Source organism: Kitasatospora sp. Ki12, assembly GCF_054601375.1.
This window is the reverse complement of sequence record NZ_BAAIHT010000001.1, coordinates 3947765-3966791: the sequence shown is the minus strand read 5'-3', so window position 1 is coordinate 3966791 and position 19027 is coordinate 3947765. Positions and strand designations below refer to the sequence as shown.

At 72.9% G+C, this 19027-nt stretch carries 17 protein-coding genes; all 17 read right to left on the bottom strand.

Annotated elements, in window-relative coordinates; all coding sequences use genetic code 11:
- Window positions 1-8 precede the first annotated feature (8 nt).
- The 17 genes from ACYP53_RS17555 to ACYP53_RS17475 all read right to left on the bottom strand — a co-directional run bounded on the left by ACYP53_RS17555 (window position 9) and on the right by ACYP53_RS17475 (window position 18992).
- Window positions 9-875 (bottom strand): helix-turn-helix domain-containing protein, encoded by an 867-nt coding sequence (locus tag ACYP53_RS17555; protein WP_459647915.1) that lies wholly within the window; start codon window positions 873-875, stop codon window positions 9-11.
- Between the two features lie 317 nt (window positions 876-1192).
- Window positions 1193-2653 (bottom strand): glutamate synthase subunit beta, encoded by a 1461-nt coding sequence (locus tag ACYP53_RS17550; protein WP_189914994.1) that lies wholly within the window; start codon window positions 2651-2653, stop codon window positions 1193-1195.
- The gene (gene gltB / locus ACYP53_RS17545) at window positions 2646-7247 is read right to left on the bottom strand and encodes a glutamate synthase large subunit (RefSeq protein ID WP_459647995.1); all 4602 of its coding nucleotides are present in this window, start codon (window positions 7245-7247) and stop codon (window positions 2646-2648) included. Before gltB ends, ACYP53_RS17550 begins: the two co-directional genes overlap by 8 nt.
- Before the next feature lie 455 nt (window positions 7248-7702).
- Window positions 7703-8440 carry a VIT1/CCC1 transporter family protein gene (locus ACYP53_RS17540; RefSeq protein WP_189914995.1) on the bottom strand — a complete coding sequence of 246 codons (738 nt, stop codon included), beginning with the start codon at window positions 8438-8440 and terminating at the stop codon, window positions 7703-7705.
- A gap of 149 nt (window positions 8441-8589) precedes the next feature.
- Window positions 8590-9630, bottom strand: a complete 1041-nt coding sequence (lgt, locus tag ACYP53_RS17535; RefSeq protein ID WP_459647914.1) for a prolipoprotein diacylglyceryl transferase — start codon at window positions 9628-9630, stop codon at window positions 8590-8592.
- Between the two features lie 139 nt (window positions 9631-9769).
- Window positions 9770-10633: a DsbA family protein gene (locus ACYP53_RS17530; protein WP_459647913.1), complete on the bottom strand. Its 864-nt coding sequence runs from the start codon at window positions 10631-10633 to the stop codon at window positions 9770-9772.
- Window positions 10634-10768: 135 nt separating this feature from the next.
- On the bottom strand, window positions 10769-11287 hold the full coding sequence (locus ACYP53_RS17525; protein ID WP_459647912.1) for a MauE/DoxX family redox-associated membrane protein: 519 nt from the start codon (window positions 11285-11287) through the stop codon (window positions 10769-10771).
- Window positions 11288-11415: 128 nt separating this feature from the next.
- Window positions 11416-11649 carry a hypothetical protein gene (locus ACYP53_RS17520; RefSeq protein ID WP_189914999.1) on the bottom strand — a complete coding sequence of 78 codons (234 nt, stop codon included), beginning with the start codon at window positions 11647-11649 and terminating at the stop codon, window positions 11416-11418.
- A gap of 260 nt (window positions 11650-11909) precedes the next feature.
- Complete coding sequence (trpA, locus tag ACYP53_RS17515) at window positions 11910-12722, bottom strand: tryptophan synthase subunit alpha (RefSeq protein ID WP_189915000.1); 813 nt, start codon at window positions 12720-12722, stop codon at window positions 11910-11912.
- 2 nt (window positions 12723-12724) lie between these two features.
- The gene (gene trpB / locus ACYP53_RS17510; protein WP_189915001.1) at window positions 12725-13987 is read right to left on the bottom strand and encodes a tryptophan synthase subunit beta; all 1263 of its coding nucleotides are present in this window, start codon (window positions 13985-13987) and stop codon (window positions 12725-12727) included.
- An 81-nt stretch (window positions 13988-14068) separates the two neighbouring features.
- Complete coding sequence (trpM, locus tag ACYP53_RS17505) at window positions 14069-14218, bottom strand: tryptophan biosynthesis modulator TrpM (protein ID WP_373313690.1); 150 nt, start codon at window positions 14216-14218, stop codon at window positions 14069-14071.
- Between the two features lie 8 nt (window positions 14219-14226).
- A complete protein-coding gene (gene trpC, locus ACYP53_RS17500; RefSeq protein WP_189915002.1) occupies window positions 14227-15033 on the bottom strand; it encodes an indole-3-glycerol phosphate synthase TrpC in 807 nt (268 codons plus the stop codon).
- A gap of 213 nt (window positions 15034-15246) precedes the next feature.
- Entirely contained in the window at window positions 15247-15687 is a 441-nt protein-coding gene (locus ACYP53_RS17495; RefSeq protein ID WP_459647911.1) for a DUF2752 domain-containing protein, read from the bottom strand.
- Window positions 15688-15847: 160 nt separating this feature from the next.
- A complete protein-coding gene (locus tag ACYP53_RS17490; RefSeq protein WP_189915004.1) occupies window positions 15848-16114 on the bottom strand; it encodes an HGxxPAAW family protein in 267 nt (88 codons plus the stop codon).
- A 179-nt stretch (window positions 16115-16293) separates the two neighbouring features.
- Complete coding sequence (locus ACYP53_RS17485; RefSeq protein ID WP_459647910.1) at window positions 16294-16881, bottom strand: TIGR02234 family membrane protein; 588 nt, start codon at window positions 16879-16881, stop codon at window positions 16294-16296.
- A 26-nt stretch (window positions 16882-16907) separates the two neighbouring features.
- Entirely contained in the window at window positions 16908-17447 is a 540-nt protein-coding gene (locus ACYP53_RS17480) for a Uma2 family endonuclease (protein WP_459647909.1), read from the bottom strand.
- 21 nt (window positions 17448-17468) lie between these two features.
- On the bottom strand, window positions 17469-18992 hold the full coding sequence (locus ACYP53_RS17475; RefSeq protein ID WP_459647908.1) for an anthranilate synthase component I: 1524 nt from the start codon (window positions 18990-18992) through the stop codon (window positions 17469-17471).
- Window positions 18993-19027: the final 35 nt, after the last annotated feature.

Genomic DNA, 19027 nt, shown 5'->3' with positions numbered 1-19027 from the left:
CTGACGTATCAGAGCTCCTGGCGTATCGCATACAGCAGATCCCTGGTCCGCGCCGGTTCCAGGCTGTCGGCGACCAGGGCGTCCATGGCGTGCCGGTACTCCGCGACCTCGGCGGGTTTGTCCAGGTAGAGCGCGGTGGTGAACTGCTCCAGGTAGACGACCTCGGAGAGCTCCCGCTCGGCGAAGCCCAGCACCGTGAACGCGCCGCTCTCGGCGGACAGTCCGGCGTTGCCGAACGGCAGCACCTGCAGCCGGACGTTGGGCAGTTCGCCGAGTTCCAGCAGCCGGTCCAGCTGGCCGCGCATCAGCTCGGGCCCGCCCCAGGGCCGGCGCAGCGCGGCCTCGTCCAGGACGGCGACCAGCCGCGGCGCGCGTTCGCCGGTGAGCAGCGCCTGGCGCCTGATCCGTACGTCGACCCGGCGCTCGATCTCGTCGGCCCCGTGGTCGTGGCTGCCGGCGGTGACGACGGCCCGGGCGTAGTCGGCGGTCTGCAGCAGCCCGTGGACGAACTGGACCTCGTAGCTGCGGATCTCGGCGGCGGCCTCCTCCAGCCCGAGGTAGTTCTGGAACCAGCCGGGCAGCACGTCGCCGTACTCGTGCCACCAGGAGCTGGCGTTGGCGTCCCGGACCAGCCCGAGGACGTCGGCGCGCTCCTGCTCGGCCTCGACGCCGTAGAGGGTCAGCAGGTCGGCGACGTCGCGCTCCTTGAAGCCGACCCGGCCGAGCTCCATCCGGCTGATCTTGGACTCCGAGGCGCGGATCGAGTACCCGGCCTCCTCCCGGCTGACGCCTCTGGCCTCGCGGAGCTTGCGCAGCTGGGTGCCGAGCAGTAGGCGCCGTACCGTCGCGCCCCCACCTGCCTGAGTCGTGCCCATCGAAGTCAACCTCCGCACTCGCGCAGCCCCCCGGCCGTCGGCGGCAGTCTGCCACCTGGCACCGACGAACAACAGCCCGTGCAGAGACCCTTTCCGGCCGCTGTGAGAACGCTGTGGCTCCGCTGTGAGCCGACCCCGGAAAACGCGAGGGCCCCGGAGAACGCGAGGGCCCCGGAAAACGCGACGGCGCCCGCCCTCCAACTGGTCGGGGAAGAGGGCAGGCGCCAGGAGACCGCGTTGGCCCGGCGACTCTGACGGGGCAGCGGGTTGAGCTCCCGGCGATGCGGCGCCGGGGGTTCGGGGGGCCGGTCGGACCGTCAGACCACCAGGGGGCGGTCCGTGGGTCGGATCGGGGCGGGAAGCGGGGTCTTGCCGCCCAGGTACTTGTCCACCGCGGCGGCGGCCGAACGGCCTTCCGCGATGGCCCAGACGATCAGCGACTGGCCTCGGCCGGCGTCTCCGCAGACGTACACGCCATCGACATTGGTGGCGAACCGGCCGTCGCGGGCAATGTTACCCCGCGCGTCGAGGTCGGCTCCCAGCTGCTCGACCAGCCCGTTCTTCACGTCCGTACCGGTGAAGCCCATGGCCAGGGTGACCAGCTGCGCCGGGATGGACCGCTCGGTGCCCGGCACGGCCTCGAAGCGGCCGTCCTTGAACTCCACCTCGACGAGGTGCAGCTCCTGGACGTTGCCGTCCTCGTCGCCGGTGAAGCGGGTGGTGTTGACGGAGTAGATCCGCTCGCCGCCCTCCTCGTGGGCGGAGGTGACCTTGTACGTCATCGGCATGGTCGGCCACGGCTGGTGCCCGGGCCGCTCCTCGCCGGGCCGCGGCATGATCTCCAGCTGGGTGACGGAGGCCGCGCCCTGCCGGTGGGCGGTGCCGACGCAGTCCGCGCCGGTGTCGCCGCCGCCGATGACCACGACGTGCTTGCCCTTGGCGCTGATCGGGGACTCGACGAAGTCGCCCTCCTGCACCTTGTTGGCCAGCGGCAGGTACTCCATGGCCTGGTGGACGCCCTTGAGCTCACGCCCGGGCACCGGCAGGTCGCGGGCGGTGGTGGCGCCGGCCGCGACGACGACCGCGTCGAAGCGCTCGCGCAGCTGCTGCCCGGTGATGTCCTCGCCGACGTTCACGCCGGTGCGGAACCGGGTGCCCTCCGCGCGCATCTGCTCGATGCGGCGGTTGATGTGGCGCTTCTCCATCTTGAACTCGGGGATGCCGTACCGCAGCAGGCCGCCGATCCGGTCGGCCCGCTCGTACACCACGACGGTGTGCCCGGCGCGGGTGAGCTGCTGGGCGGCGGCGAGGCCGGCCGGGCCGGAGCCGACGACGGCGACGGTCTTGCCGGAGAGCCGCTCGGGCACCTGCGGGGTGACGCCGCCGCGGTCCCAGGCCTTGTCGATGATGGTGACCTCGACGTTCTTGATGGTCACCGCGTCCTGGTTGATGCCGAGGACGCACGCGGACTCGCACGGGGCCGGGCAGAGGCGGCCCGTGAACTCCGGGAAGTTGTTGGTGGCGTGCAGCCGCTCGATCGCGCCGACGAAGTCGTCCCGGTAGGCGAGGTCGTTCCACTCGGGGATGAGGTTCCCGAGCGGGCACCCGTTGTGGCAGAACGGGATGCCGCAGTCCATGCAGCGGCCGGCCTGCTTGGTGATGATCGGCAGGAGGCTGCGCTCGACGTAGACCTCGTTCCAGTCACGGAGACGAACGTCGACCGGGCGGCGCTCCGCCAGCTGCTTGGGCGTGGTCAGGAAGCCCTTGGGGTCAGCCATTAGCCGCCTCCATCATCTTGCGAGTGGTCTCGGCCTCGGAGAGGCCATCGCGCTCAGCGGCGTCCTTGGCGGCGAGCACTGCCTTGTAGTCGGTCGGCATGATCTTGGAGAAGCGGGAGACCCCGCTGCCCCAGTCGGCCAGGAGCTCGGCGGCGACGGTGGAGCCGGTCTCCTCGTAGTGCTGCTGCACGGTCTCGCGCAGCCACTCGCGGTCGTCGGCGGTGGGGGCTTCGATGCCCACCATGCCGTCGTTGACGTTGGCGGGGCGCAGGTCCAGGACGTACGCGATGCCGCCGGACATGCCCGCCGCGAGGTTGCGCCCGGTCTCGCCGAGGACGACGACCCGGCCGCCGGTCATGTACTCCAGGCCGTGGTCGCCCACGCCCTCGACGACCAGGGTGGCGCCGGAGTTGCGGACGGCGAAGCGCTCGCCGGCCTTGCCGCGCAGGTGGATCCGGCCGCCGGTGGCGCCGTAGCCGATGGTGTTGCCGGCGATGACGTGGTTCTGGGCGCCGTTGCCGATGGCCGCGGCCTCGCGGGCCGGGCGGACGACGACCACGCCGCCGGAGAGGCCCTTGCCGACGTAGTCGTTGGCGTCGCCCTCGAGCCGCAGCGTCACGCCGCGGGGCAGGAAGGCGCCGAAGGACTGCCCGGCGGAGCCGGTGAAGGTGACGTCGATGGTGCCCTCGGGCAGGCCCTCGCCGCGGTACCGCTTGGTCACCTCGTGGCCGAGCATGGTGCCGACGGTGCGGTTGACGTTGCGGATCGGCAGCTGGATGCGGACGGCGTCGCCGCGCTCCAGGGCGTCCTCGGCCAGCGCGATGAGCTGGTTGTCCAGGGCCTTGTCGAGCGCGTGGTCCTGGGTGGTGGTGCAGTGCCTGGCGGCTCCCTCGGGCAGCTCGGGCACGTGGAAGAGCGGGGCCAGGTCGAGCCCGGCGGCCTTCCAGTGGTCGATCGCGCCCTGGGCGTCGATGTGCTCGGCGTGGCCGACGGCCTCCTCGATCGAGCGGAAGCCCAGCGAGGCCAGGATCTCCCGGACCTCCTCGGCGATGAACTCGAAGAAGTTGACGACGAACTCGGGCTTGCCGGAGAACCGGTCGCGGAGCACCGGGTTCTGGGTGGCGACGCCGACCGGGCAGGTGTCCAGGTGGCAGACGCGCATCATGATGCAGCCGGAGACGACCAGCGGGGCGGTCGCGAAGCCGAACTCCTCGGCGCCGAGCAGCGCGGCGATGACGACGTCGCGGCCGGTCTTCAGCTGGCCGTCGGTCTGGACGACGATGCGGTCGCGCAGCCCGTTGAGCAGCAGGGTCTGCTGGGTCTCGGCGAGGCCGAGCTCCCAGGGGCCGCCGGCGTGCTTGAGCGAGGTGAGCGGCGAGGCGCCGGTGCCGCCGTCGTGGCCGGAGACCAGCACCACGTCCGCGTGCGCCTTGGACACGCCGGCCGCGACCGTTCCGACGCCGACCTCGGAGACCAGCTTCACGTGGATGCGGGCCGCCGGGTTGGCGTTCTTGAGGTCGTGGATCAGCTGGGCGAGGTCCTCGATGGAGTAGATGTCGTGGTGCGGCGGCGGCGAGATCAGGCCGACGCCCGGGGTGGAGTGCCGGGTCTTGGCGACCCACGGGTACACCTTGTGGCCGGGCAGCTGGCCGCCTTCGCCGGGCTTGGCGCCCTGGGCCATCTTGATCTGGATGTCGTCGGCGTTGACCAGGTACTCGGAGGTGACGCCGAAGCGGCCGGAGGCGACCTGCTTGATCGCCGAGCGGCGCTCCGGGTCGTACAGGCGCTCCGGGTCCTCGCCGCCCTCGCCGGTGTTGGACTTGCCGCCGAGGCGGTTCATCGCGATGGCCAGGGTCTCGTGCGCCTCCATCGAGATGGAGCCGTACGACATGGCGCCGGTGGAGAAGCGCTTGACGATCTCGGAGACCGGCTCGACCTCGTCGACGGGGATCGGCTCGCGGCCGAGGCCGTCCAGCTGGAAGAGGCCGCGCAGGGTCATCAGCCGGGCGGACTGCTCGTTCACCCGGTCCGTGTACTGCTTGAAGATGTCGTACCGGCGGTTGCGGGTGGCGTGCTGCAGCCGGAAGACGGTGTCCGGGTCGAACAGGTGCGGCTCGCCCTCGCGGCGCCACTGGTACTCGCCGCCGATCTCCAGCGCGCGGTGCGCGGCCGGGATGCCGGAGGCCGGGTACGCCTTGGCGTGCCGGGCGGCCGTCTCGCGGGCGATCTCGTCCAGGCCGATGCCGCCGAGCTTGGTGGTGGTGCCGGCGAAGTAGCCGTCCACCAGCTGCTGGGAGAGGCCGATGGCCTCGAAGACCTGGGCGCCGCGGTAGGAGGCGACGGTGGAGATGCCCATCTTGGACATGACCTTGAGCACGCCCTTGCCGAGCGCCTTGATCAGGTTCTTGATGGCCTTCTCGGGCTCGACGCCCTCGATGAAGACGCCCTGCGCGACGAGGTCCTCGACCGTCTCCATGGCCAGGTACGGGTTGACCGCGCCGGCGCCGTAGCCGATGAGCAGCGCGACGTGGTGCACCTCGCGGACGTCGCCGGCCTCGACCAGCAGCGACACCTGGGTGCGCTGCTTGGTGCGGATGAGGTGGTGGTGGATCGCGGAGGTGAGCAGCAGCGAGGGGATCGGGGCGTGCTCGGCGTCCGAGTGCCGGTCGGAGAGCACGATGATCCGGGCGCCGTCGGCGATCGCGGCGTCGGCCTCGGCGGCGATCGTGGCCAGCCGGGAGGCCAGGGCCTCGCCGCCGCCGCCGACCTTGTAGAGGCCGGAGAGCGTGACGGCCTTGAGGCCGGGCTGGTCGCCGTCGGCGTTGATGTGGACGAGCTTGGCCAGCTCGTCGTTGTCGATCACCGGGAAGGTGATGCCGACGGAGCGGCAGGCGGAGGCCTCGGCGGCCAGCAGGTTGCCCTCGGGGCCGAGGTTGGAGAGCAGCGAGGTGACGAGCTCCTCGCGGATGGCGTCCAGCGGCGGGTTGGTGACCTGCGCGAAGAGCTGCACGAAGTAGTCGAACAGCAGGCGCGGCTTCTCGCTCAGCGCGGCGATCGGCGAGTCGGTGCCCATCGAGCCGAGCGCCTCGCCGCCGGTGCGCGCCATCGGCGCGAGGATGACCCGCAGCTCCTCCTCGGTGTAGCCGAAGGTCTGCTGGCGGCGGGTGACGGAGGCGTGGGTGTGCCAGATGTGCTCGCGCTCGGGCAGCTTGGCGAGCTGGATCTGGCCGGCGCCGACCCACTCCTCGTAGGGGTGCTCGGCGGCGAGGGCGGACTTGATCTCCTCGTCCTCGACGATGCGGCCCTCGGCGGTGTCGATCAGGAACATCCGGCCGGGCTGCAGGCGGCCCTTCTTCGTGACCTTCTCCTGGTCGAGGTCGAGCACGCCGACCTCGGAGGAGAGCACGACCAGGCCGTCCTCGGTGATCCAGTACCGGGCGGGGCGCAGGCCGTTGCGGTCGAGCACGGCGCCGATCTGGGTGCCGTCGGTGAACGTGACGCAGGCCGGGCCGTCCCAGGGCTCCATCAGGTTGGAGTGGTACTGGTAGAACGCGCGGCGGGCCGGGTCCATGGTGGCGTGGCTCTCCCACGCCTCCGGGATCATCATCAGCACCGAGTGCGGCAGCGAGCGGCCGCCGAGGTGGAGCAGCTCCAGGACCTCGTCGAAGGAGGCGGAGTCGGAGTGGTCCGGGGTGCAGACCGGGAAGATCCGCTCCAGGCCCTGCCCGTTCCGGTTGGCGGGGATCAGGTCGGTCGCCAGCTGGGACTCGCGGGCGCTCATCCAGTTGCGGTTGCCCTTGACCGTGTTGATCTCGCCGTTGTGCGCGACGAAGCGGTACGGGTGGGCGAGCGGCCAGCTCGGGAAGGTGTTGGTGGAGAACCGCGAGTGCACCAGGCCGATCGCGGACGCGTAGGTGCGGTCCGACAGGTCGGGGAAGAAGGGCTCCAGCTGGCCGGTGGTCAGCATGCCCTTGTAGACGATGGTGCGCGCGGACAGCGACGGGAAGTAGACCCCGGCCTCGCGCTCGGCCCGCTTGCGGACGACGAAGGCGGTCCGGTCCAGCTCGATGCCGGCCCGCTCGCCCTGCGCCAGGAAGAGCTGGCGGAAGCGCGGCATCACGCCGCGCGCGGTGGCGCCGAGCAGGTCGGGGGTGACCGGGACGTCGCGCCAGCCGAGGACGGTGAAGTCCTCCTCGGCGGCGATGGCCTCGATCCGCGCGACGGCGGCGGCGTCCGCCTGGTCGTCGTCGGGCAGGAAGGCGATGCCGACGGCGTAGCGGCCGGCGGCCGGGAGCTCGAAGTCGACCTTGCCGCGCAGGAACGCGTCCGGGATCTGGGTGAGGATCCCCGCGCCGTCGCCGGAGTCCGGCTCGGCGCCGGTGGCGCCGCGGTGCTCCAGGTTGCGCAGGACGGTCAGCGCCTGCTCGACGATGGTGTGGTCGGCGATGCCGGTCAGCGTTGCGACGAAACCGACGCCACAGGCGTCGTGCTCGTTCCGCGGGTCGTACAGGCCCTGAGCAGCAGGTCGCGCATCCGGCACGAGCGCGTACGGCCGGCGGGAGGCGCCGGCCTGGGGCTCGTTGGCGGAGTGCATGGATGCAGACAGCATCGGCTCTCCCGTCGTCGTCTTTCGGCAAGTTGGTGCAAGTAGGGACGACGTTGGCCCTGATGCGGTGGTGCGTGTCGTGCAAGTTACATGATGCCCAGGATCCCGAGAAGCGGAATATCCCGTCCACATGGCGGGACGAGTCGCAGGTCAGGGGGTGTGGGGAGAAGGACGCGCCACAGTGCGCGTCCCGACGATTGTGCCCAACCACCCGCGGCCTGAAACAGGGGCGAAACCGGATCGCCACACAGGCCGATCATGGCCGCCTGCGAATCCATTCCGGGAGCTCGCCCACGGATGCGAATCCGCGGCACCGAGGCCCGGATGATGAGACTAGGCCAGGCATGACGCGACGCCCATGTGTGAAACGTCACGCGCTGCCCAGCATAATCATGCAGAGTTCTGGGTCATCCCACAGACACCGCCGAGCCCTCCGCAGGGCCTCATCCCACGTGCCCGCCGATCAGCAGGCCCAGCAGATAGGTCACCCCGGCCGCCGCCCCGCCCAGCACCAGCTGCCGCAGCCCGCTGAACCACCAGCTGCGCGCCGTCACCCGGGCCACCACCGCGCCGCACAGGAACAGCCCGGCCGCCGCCAGCACCAGCGCCGGCAGCAGCGAGGTCGCCCCCAGCAGGTACGGCAGCAGCGGCAGCAGCGCACCGAGCGCGAAGCACAGGAACGACGAGCCGGCCGCGACCAGCGGCGAGGGCAGGTCGGTGGGGTCGACGCCCAGCTCCTCGCGGGCGTGCACCTCCAGGGCCAGCTCCGGATCGGCGGACAGCTGCCGGGCCACCTCGCGGGCCAGCTCCGGCTCCACTCCGCGCGAGACGTACAGCTCGGCCAGCTCGGCCAGCTCGCCGTGCGGGTTGCGGCTCAGCTCCAGCCGCTCGGCCTCGATCTCGGCCTGCACCAGTTCCCGCTGCGAGGCCACCGAGGTGTACTCCCCCGCCGCCATCGAGCAGGCGCCGGCCGCCAGGCCCGCCAGCCCGGTCAGGATCACCGTGCCGTTGGACACCGCGCCGCCGACCACACCGGTCATCAGCGCGAAGTTGGACACCAGCCCGTCCACCGCGCCGAACACGGCCGGACGCAGCCAGCCGCCGTTGACGTCCCGGTGGTGCCCGGCCGCGGGTATCCGGGGCTGGTGTCCGGCGTCCGGCTCCAAGGTGGTCACGCTCATCGTCTCTTCCCCTCCGTCGTCGTTCCTCCGCCCCGACCGTAGCCCTCCTGACCTGCGCACTTCCAGCAAAGTAAGGCTGTCCGAACACGACTGAGGCCACCCTTCGCAAGCCGTGCGAAGGGTGGCCTCAGTCGGGGGGAAGCCCCAGGTCAGATCGGGTTCCTGGCGTCCTTGCCGACGCTCTCGGCCGTGTCGGACACCGCGTCCGCGTCCGTCCTTTCGTCCGCCTGCCGAGACAGCTCGGCGGTCTCGCCCGCCCCGGCGACCTTCTCGGACGGGGCGGCCTTCCCCACTGCGTCAGCCTTCCCGGCCGCGTCGGCCTTCCCGGACGGGCCCTCCGCCGCGGCCTCCTCGGCGTGCGCGGCCGGGTCGATGCTCGCCGGGTCCTCGCGACCGGGCCGCTTCTTGCCGACGATCACCATGTACGCCACGGCGCCCAGGAACACCGCGATGGACACCCAGTCGTTCAGGCGCAGGCCGAAGTAGACGTGCGCCTCGTCGATCCGCAGCCACTCGGTCCAGAACCGGCCCACCGTGTACGCGGCCACGTACAGCGCGAACGCCCGCCCGTGGCCGAGCTTGAAGCGGCGGTCCGCCCAGATCACCAGCAGCGCGACGCCGACGCACCAGAGCGACTCGTACAGGAAGGTCGGGTGGTAGACGCCCTTGACGACCTCGCCGCTGGGCAGCGTCTTGTCGATCTCCAGGCCCCACGGCAGCGTGGTCTCGCGGCCGTACAGCTCCTGGTTGAAGTAGTTGCCCCAGCGGCCCATCGCCTGCGCGAGCGCGATGCCCGGCGCGATGGCGTCGGCGTAGGCGGGCAGCGGCACGCCGCGGCGGCGGGCGCCGATCCAGGCGCCGACGGCGCCCAGCGCGATCGCGCCCCAGATGCCGAGGCCGCCCTCCCAGATCTTGAAGGCGTCCCAGGGGTTCTTCCCCTCGGCGAAGTACAGCCGGCCGCCGTCGGTGATCACGTGGTAGAGGCGGCCGCCGACCAGGCCGAACGGCACGGCCCAGACGGCGATGTCACCGACCGTGTGCTTGGCACCGCCCCGGGCGACCCAGCGCTTGCTGCCGAGCCAGACGGCGGCGACGACACCGAGGATGATGCAGAAGGCGTAGGCGCGCAGCGGGACGGGTCCGAGGTACAGGACGCCCCGCGACGGGCTGGGAATGTAGGCGATATCCATGGCGGTTCCGACGCTACAGGGTCGACGGCCCCGGTCGGACACCCCCGGGGTCACAGATCCCGAACAACGGACCGCGGGCCGGCCGCCGCGTCCTCCCTCCGGAGGGTGCGGCGGCCGGCCCGCGGCCGGGGTGCGGGGCTCAGCCGGCGTTCGGCGACGGGTTGTTGGCCTCCGAGGCGGCGCTGGTCGGCGCCGGGGTCTGCCCGTTCGAGCCCTCCGTGCCCAGCTGCTTGCCCTGGTTGGCGGCGTCCACCCACTTCACCAGGTTCTCCGGGGTGATCTCGTCGTTGCCGTTCTTCGGGTAGACCGGCTGGCCGTTGAGCAGCACCGTCGGGGTGGACTTGTAGCTGGACTTGTCGAAGTCCTGCTGCACCGAGGAGACCCACCCGCCGTACTTGTTGTCGTTGACGCAGGCCCGGAACCCGGGCGTGTCCAGGCCGTTGACCTGCTTCGCCAGGTTGAGGAGGACGGCCTTGTTGCCGAAGGCGTCGTTGGTCTCGTCCGGCTGGTTGCGGTACAGCACGTCGTGGAAGTCCCGGAAGTGCCCGGCGTCCTGGGCGCAGGCCAGCGCGTTGGCGCCGGTCCTGGAGCCCTTGCCCGGCACGGCCCGGTCGATGAACGACACGATGTGGTAGTTGGTGTAGACCTTGCCGGCGTCCTCCAGCTGGTCGATCGTCGACGAGAACTCCCGCTCGAAGATGCCGCAGGCGGGGCAGCGCGGGTCCTCGTAGACGGTGAGGACGGCGGGCGCGTTGCCCGCGCCGACCGGGATGACCAGGTTCTTGTCGCCGATGGTCCCGGCCGGGGCGGCGGTCGGGGTCTCCGGCTTGGAGCGCTCGTTCTGCACCACGACGCCGGTGACCACGGCGGCGGCGATCACCGCGAGCACGGCGCCGCCGACGATCAGCTTCTTCTTGCGCCGGGAGGAGGCCTCCTCGGCCGCCCGCTGCTCCTGCATCCGCTCGCGGGCGGTGCGCTTGCCTTCTCGGTTCTTCTCGCTCATTGCCTTGACATCCACGGTCGGGGGCCTTCGTCGGGTGCGGGGGACGGGGGTGCGGCGGGGCCGGTGAGATCGGGTGGGGCCGGTGGGATCAGGTGGCGCCGGTCGGATCGGGTGGGGCCGGTGGGGTCCGGCGGGTCAGCCCGCCAGCCAGCCGTCCGCCGAGAGCCGGGTGCGGGGCCGCCACAGCAGCCACCCGGCGAGCACCAGGAACCCGGTGTCGCGCAGGATCTCCTGCAGGTACTTCGTCTGGGACTCGTCGACGTGCCCGCCGCCGCCGAAGCAGCCGCAGTCGATCGAGATGCCGCGGGCCCAGGCGGAGGCGATCCCGGCGACGAAGACGAGCAGCAGCAGCGCGGAGACCCCGGCGACCAGCCGGACGCCGAGGCCGATCACCAGCAGCAGCGCGAGCGCCAGCTCCAGGAACGGCAGGCCGTAGCCGATCGGCTTGACCAGGCTCTCGGGCAGGATCTCGTAGGCGCGGACGGCCTGGGCGGCCTCCGCCGGGTCGGCGATCTTGGCCAGCCCGGCCCAGCCCCAGACCACCGCGAGGGCGAGCCGTACGACCGTGCCGACCCACTCGCTCCACACCGGCACCGGCCGCCGCGCCGACGGCGTGGGCGCCGGCCCACCGGGCTGCGCTGCCGGGCCGGCCATCAGGGAACCCCCCTCGGGAAACTCGTTCACTTCCTGATGAACCGTAAGGGATGAAGGGCGGTTCCTCCGTCTTCACGAATTAAGCCGGAAGAGTGACGTTACGCCCGAATCGACCGAACACCCGTCCGTCAGTGGCAGCCCGGCATCCGCCCCGGATCGAACAGGTCCGGGTACCCGTGCCCCGCCCGCTCGGCGGCGTCCCAGCGGGCCGCCTCGGCGCAGGCGACCGCCTCCCGCTCCGCCCGCTCGGCACCCCGCTTCGCCAGTGCCTGCCCCACTTCCGCATGGGCGACGACGGCGGCGGCGAGCGCCAGCGCGGCGGCCGCGGCCCTCAGCAGAACGGCCCTGTGGAGACCCCGCACCGGCTCACCCCTTCGTTCGCTCCGCGACCCGCGCACTTCGTTCGTGCACTCGTCCCTCCACTCAACGCCGGTCAACCCCGGCTGATGCGTGTCGCCGCCGCTGTTCACTCGTTCGGGGCTGCCCCGAAGTCGACGCGCCGCCCGGGCCCCCGGAAAACCGACGGCCGGACGAGAGCAGCGCCGACGGCCGGGCGAGGAAGCGCCGACGGCCCGCCACTCCGCGAGGAGTGACGGGCCGCCGGAAGGAGGGGGAACCGGTCTCAGCGCCGGCGGACCCCCTCCGCCAGCTCCCCGGCCAGCGCGCGCACGGCGTCCAGCGCCGCCGCCTCGTCCTCGCCCGCCTCCAGGATCCGCTTCACGAACGCCGACCCGACGATCACGCCGTCCGCGAAGCGGGCGACCTCCGCCGCCTGCGTCGCGTCGGAGACGCCGAGCCCGACGCAGACCGGCAGGTCCGTGGTGGCGCGGGTGCGGGCGACCAGGTCCTCGGCCAGCGAACCGACCGCCGAGCGGGTGCCGGTGACGCCCATCACCGCGGCCGCGTACACGAAGCCGCTGCCCGCCGCGGTGACCTCGGCCAGCCGCGCGTCCTTGCTGCTGGGGGCGACCACGAACACGGTGTCCAGCCCGTGCTCGCCCGCCGCCTTGCGCCACTCCTCGGACTCCTCCACCGGCAGGTCCGGCAGGATGCAGCCGGCCCCGCCCGCGGCCGCCAGGTCGGCGGCGAAGCGCGCCACGCCGTAGCGGTCGACCGGGTTCCAGTACGTCATCACCAGCACCGCCGCACCGGGGTGCGCGGAGGAGACCTCCTGGACGGTGCGCAGCACGTCCTTGATCCGCACCCCGCCGCGCAGCGCGATGTCGTCGGCGGTCTGGATGACGGCGCCGTCCAGCACCGGGTCGGAGTGCGGCAGGCCGACCTCGACCACGTCGCAGCCGCCCTCGATCAGGGCGTTGACCGCCCGGATGCCGCCGTCGACGGTCGGGAAGCCGGCCGGCAGGTAGCCGATCAGCGCGGCGCGGTCCTCCGCCTTGGCGGCCGCCAGGACACCGCTGAGCTTCGAAGCAGCCATGGTCACTTACCCCCGTCGGCGGAACCGTTGGCGGAGCCGGCGCCCGGCTCGTCGTACAGGCCGAAGTACTCGGCCGCGGTGTGCATGTCCTTGTCGCCGCGCCCGGAGAGGGAGACCAGGATGGTGGCCTCCGGCCCGAGCTCGCGGCCGAGTTCCAGGGCCCCGGCCAGCGCGTGGGCGCTCTCGATCGCCGGGATGATGCCCTCGGTGCGGGACAGCAGCCGCAGCGCCTGCATCGCGGCGTCGTCGGTGACCGGACGGTACTCGGCCCGCCCGGTGTCCTTCAGCCAGGCGTGCTCCGGGCCGACGCCCGGGTAGTCGAGGCCGGCCGAGATCGAGTGCGACTCGATGGTCTGGCCATCCTCGTCCTGCAGGACGTAGGTGCGGGAGCCGTGCAGCACGCCCGGGTCGCCCTTGGTGAGGGTGGCCGCGTGGCGGGGGGTCTCGGCGCCCTCGCCGGCCGCCTCGCAGCCGATCAGCCGGACGCCGGCGTCCGGGATGAACTCGTGGAAGATGCCCATCGCGTTGGAGCCGCCGCCCACGCAGGCGACGACCGCGTCGGGCAGCCGGCCCGTCCGGTCGAGCACCTGCTGCCGCGCCTCGACGCCGATGATCCGGTGGAAGTCGCGGACCATCATCGGGAACGGGTGCGGCCCGGCGACGGTGCCGAACAGGTAGTGGGTGGAGTCCACGTTGGCGACCCAGTCGCGGAACGCCTCGTTGATGGCGTCCTTCAGGGTCCGGCTGCCGGACTTGACGGCGATCACCTCGGCGCCGAGCATCCGCATCCGGGCGACGTTCAGCGCCTGGCGCTGGGTGTCGACCTCGCCCATGTAGATGGTGCAGTCGAAGCCGAACAGCGCGCAGGCGGTGGCGGTGGCCACGCCGTGCTGGCCGGCGCCGGTCTCGGCGATGATCCGGGTCTTGCCCATCCGCCGGGTCAGCAGGGCCTGGCCCAGCACGTTGTTGATCTTGTGCGAGCCGGTGTGGTTGAGGTCCTCGCGCTTGAGCAGGACGCGTGCCCCGCCCGCCTCGGCGGAGAAGCGGTGCACGTCGGTCAGCGGGCTCGGGCGCCCGGTGTAGTCCTTCAGCAGCGCGTCGAGCTCGGCGGCGAAGGCCGGGTCGGCCTTCGCCTTCTCGTACTCCTCGGCGACCTGCTCGACCGCGGCGACCAGCGCCTCGGGGATGAAGCGGCCGCCGTACGCGCCGAAGTATCCGCGCGCGTCCGGCACCTGGGCACCGGGCAGGTAGTCCTTCTCGGACATGTGGTTTCCCTTGGGGAGTGGGACGACAGTGACGTCTGGTCGGCCGACTCCAGCGGATCCGCCTCCGGCTGGTCCGCTGGTTCAGCCGTGCGTCACGCGCCATCGCCGTCCCGGCACCTGCCCGGGCTCGCAGCCGATCACGTACCGCACCCGACGCCCCAGCGCCCGGCGTGCGGGAGCGCGGCAGCCGCGCGGGCGGCAACCGGGGGCGAGTCGGGCGGCGATCTTCATCGGGCGGGTCAGTCCTTGTGCCGGACGGCGGGGTGGGCCCCGGCGGCGACCAGGTCGGCGACCGCGGCGCGCGGGTCCTTGCCGGTCACCAGGGACTCGCCGACCAGCACCGCGTCGGCGCCGAGGTTGGCGTAGTTGATCACGTCCAGCGGGCCGCGCACCCCGGACTCGGCGATCTTCACGATGCCGTCCGGAATGGCGTGGACCACGTTGCCGAAGGTGTTGCGGTCCACCTCGAGGGTCTTCAGGTTGCGGGCGTTGACGCCGATGATCCGGGCGCCGGCGTCCACCGCGCGCTTGATCTCCTCCTCGTCGTGCACCTCGACCAGCGGGGTGAGGCCGATCGACCCGGCGCGCTCGATCAGCGACTCCAGGGCCGGCTGGTCGAGGGCCGCGACGATCAGCAGCGCGAGATCGGCACCGTGCGCGCGGGCCTCCCACAGCTGGTACGAGGTGACGATGAAGTCCTTGCGCAGCAGCGGGGTGTCCACCGCGGCGCGGACGGCGTCCAGGTCGGCCAGCGACCCGCCGAAGCGGCGCTGCTCCGTCAGCACGCTGATCGCGGCGGCACCGCCGGCCGCGTAGTCGCGCGCCAGGGCGGCCGGGTCGGCGATCGAGGCCAGCGCGCCCTTGGAGGGGCTGGAGCGCTTCACCTCGCAGATCACCCGGACCCCGTCGCCCTTGAGGGCGGCGACGCCGTCCTTGGCCTCCGGGACCTTGGCGGCCCGCTCCTTCAGCTCGTCCAGGGAGACCCGGGCCTGCCGCTCGGCGAGGTCCTCGCGGACCCCTTCGATGATCGAGTCGAGCACACTCACTCAGGAGCCCCCATCTTTGTCTGCCGCTTGGATCTGCCGGTCGGCCAGCGAGAGCCGGACGGGCGGCAGCCCGCCGACTCCTTCGATGGTATCGGCACCCGGGGGCGCGGGGCGCATCAGCCCGGCGCGCGTCTCGCGGACCGGACTCCCGCCCCATCCGTCCTCAACTGCGGTTTCACCGCATCTCCACCCGGATCCGAGGTGTGCGCGCGATCAGACCGCCGGAGGCGCCAAACCCGCTCCGACCGGCGAGTTTCGCACCACGGTGAACACCACCACGAGCAGCACGATCAACGCCCAGCGGCGGCCCCCGACGGCGACCCGGGGCGCCGTCCCGCCGGTCAGCGCGGCCCAGGCCCAGCGCAGCCAGAGCACCCCCAGCACGCCGAACAGCAGCACGGCCACGGCGTTGTCGTGCAGGGCCCCGGTGAAGTCCCCGCGGGCCAGCGCGTGGACGCAGCGCAGGCCCCCGCAGCCGGGGCACCACCAGCCGGTGGCCGCCAGGAAGGGGCAGTCGGGGTAGTGCCCGGGGCTGTTGGGGTCCACCACCGCGACGTAGGCGGTCGGGACGGCCACCGCCGCCAGCGCGGCCAGCGGCGGGCCCAGCCGGCGCGTCACGGGCGGCGGGGCGGAGGCGGTGGGCGCGGCGTTCACGCCCCGATTCTGCCCGCGCCCGGGCTCGGGAACGACGAAACGGCGGGCGCGGCGCGCCCGCCGTTCGGTTGTGCGAAAGGCGGTCGTACGGAACCGGCCGGTACGAAACCGGTACGGAAGGCGTCCCGTACCGGGGACCGGACGTACGGAGGGCTGGTCGTCAGGCGGTGACGGCGGCGACGCGGGCCTCGCGGGCCGCGCTCTGCTCCTCGACCGACTTGTAGACGTTGGTGCTCGCCTGCTGGCCCATCCCGGCCATCGACATGGCCTTGCCGACCACGCCACCGGCCACGACGACCGCCAGGCCCGCCCACACGAGCAGCACCGACGGCAGGATCATCGCGACACCCGCGATGCCGAAGCCGACGAAGGAGATGACGACGCCGGTCCAGGCGGCGGGGGTGTGGCCGTGTGCTGCTGCTGCCATCTGAGTGGTGCTCCTTGGCTCTCGGGGCCCGGCCGGGCCTGCGGGGCCGCCGGCGGGTTGACGGGTTCCATTGTGCCGGGCCACACACCGGCTCCCCAAAGCGGGTGGCGGGTCTATCGCGTCACATGCGCGGTGGGCCTGCCCCGCAGGCTCAGACCGCGGTGGGCCGTCCCCGGGCGTCAGACCGCGGTGGGGTCCTCGCCGCGGTCCAGCGCCTTCCAGAGGTCGCCCGGCGTCTCGGACTTGGCCGGGGCCTTGCGGGTCGGCGCCTCGTAGCGGCTGCCCATGGCCGGCCAGCGGCGGCCGTAGCGCAGGGTGAGCAGTCCGGCGAGCGCCAGCAGCACCCCGCCGACCAGCGCGACCCAGGGCCAGCCGGAGTGCGCGACCTCGGTGGCCGCCGAGCCGGTCAGCGCGAGCTTGCGGGAGGCCTCGGCGTCCAGCGCAGCCGTGTCGCCCGCCCCGGTGGCCGAGGCGACGGCCACACCGATCCCGGCGAGCAGGGTCAGCGCGCCGACCGCGAGCCGGCCGGCGCCGCGCACCGCGAACACCGCCACGGCCGCGGCGAGGCCCACCAGGGCCAGCCCGCCGGGCACCTCGGAGATCCTGCCGCCGGTGACGGACACGCCCAGGGTGCCGGCCCGGCCCTCGGCCCAGGTCCGCCCGGCCGCGGTCAGCACCAGCACCGCGCTCAGCACGGTCAGCAGCAGCATCACGCCGAGGGTGCGGCGGCCGGAGGAGGCGGGGGCGGGGGTCTGGTCAGCGCTCACCCGTCCACTATCCCCCGGCCGACGCCTCAGTCCGTACCCGGGGTGGGGAACGGCGCGGTGGGCGGCGCGGGGAACGGCGTGGGGAAGGGGTCCGTCCGCAGCACCACCGTCCGCCCACCCAGCGGCAGGAACAGGTCGTTGCCGAACGGCACCCGCTCGGCCTCCCGGTACACCCCCGCGGCGGGGGAGGGCGCGGTGTGCACGGTGCAGACCGCGCCCGCCGGGTCGACCACCACGTACAGCGGCACGCCGCCCCGCGCGTACGCCCGCCCGGCCTCCGCCAGACCGGGCCGGGCCACCTCCAGCACCGCCTCGACCGCGGCCGCGCCGAACCGGCCGTCCGCCGCCCGCACCGCGCCCGGGGCGAGCACCGTCAGGTCCGGGGCGAGCACCGCGACATCAGGGGTGAGCGCCGCGGCGTCCGGGGCGTGGCCGCCGGGCGCCGCCGGGAAGTCCAGCGCCACACCGGACAGCACCCGGCCGTGGCCCGCCGGCTGCTCGCCGAACTGCCCCGCCGCGCTCAGCACGACCCCCCAGCGCAGCTCGTCGTACGGCACCTCGGGCATCCCGGCCGCCTCCCTCACACCTCAGGACAGTTCCGGCCTCCGCAGCGTATTGGCGGTGGCGACGGCCCGCAGCACGGCGGCCGCCTTGTTGCGGCACTCGGTGTCCTCGCCGTGCGGGTCCGAGTCGGCGACCACGCCCGCGCCGGCCTGCACGTACGCGGTGCCGTCGCGCAGCACCGCGGTGCGGATCGCAATCGCGGTGTCGGAGTCCCCGGCGAAGTCCAGGTAGCCGACGCAGCCGCCGTACAGGCCACGGCGGGTGGGCTCCAGCTCCTCGATGATCCGCATCGCCCGCGGCTTGGGCGCGCCGGACAGGGTGCCGGCCGGGAAGCAGGCCGTCAGCACGTCGAAGGCGGTCCGCCCGGGGGCGACCCTGCCGGTGACGGTGGAGACGATGTGCATCACGTGGCTGTAGCGCTCGATCTGCATGAAGTCGACCACCTCGACGCTGCCCGGCTCGCAGACCCGCCCGAGGTCGTTGCGGCCGAGGTCCACCAGCATCAGGTGCTCGGCCCGCTCCTTGGGGTCGGCGAGCAGCTCGGCGGCGAGCGCCGCGTCCTCGTGCGGGGTCGCGCCGCGGTGCCGGGTGCCGGCGATCGGGTGCAGCATCGCGTCCCCGTCGGTGACCTTGACCAGCGCCTCCGGGCTGGAGCCGACCACGTCGAAGCCGCCCTCGGCGGTGCCGTCCGGCCCGGGGAAGCGGAACAGGTACATGTACGGGCTGGGGTTGGTGGTGCGCAGCACGCGGTAGACGTCCAGGGCGGAGGCCGGGCAGGGCGCCTCGAAGCGCTGCGAGGGCACCACCTGGAAGGCCTCGCCGGCCCGGATCCGCTCCTTGATCTCCTCCACCGCGGCCTGGTACGGCGCCCCGCCGAACGGCGAGCGCACCTCGCCGGGGCCGGCCGGGGTGAAGGTCGCCAGGCCCGGGTCGACCGGCTTGAACAGGTCGGCCTCCATCGCGTCCAGGCGGCCCACCGCGTCCGCGTACGCCTCGTCCACGCCGCTGGCCAGGTCGTTGTGGTTGACGGCGTTGGCGATCAGCAGCACCGTGCCGTCGGCGTGGTCGAGGACCGCGAGGTCGGTGGCCAGCAGCATGGTCAGCTCGGGCAGCCGGAGGTCGTCCGGGTTGAGGTCGGGCAGCTTCTCCAGGCGACGGACGATGTCGTAGCCGAGGTAGCCGACCAGGCCGCCGGTGAGCGGGGGCAGGCCGTCGTCGGGGCGCCGCGGGGTGTGCAGCGCCTCCAGGGCGGCGCGCAGCACCTCCAGCGGGTCGCCCTCGGTGGGGATGCCGACCGGCGGGGTGCCCAGCCAGCGGGCGCCGCCGTCCGCGCCGACGGTGAGCGTGGCGGCGCCGCGCACGCCGACGAAGGAGTAGCGCGACCAGCTGCGGCCCTGCTCGGCGGACTCCAGCAGGAAGGTGCCGGGCCGCTCGTCGGCGAGGCTGCGGTAGAGGCCGATCGGGGTGAGGCCGTCCGCGAGGAGCCTGCGGGTGACCGGAATGACCCGGGTGTCGACGGCGAGCTTGCGGAAGGCTTCGAGGTCCATGCGGGGCGGCACCTTCTTGAGTTCTGTGAGTGGAC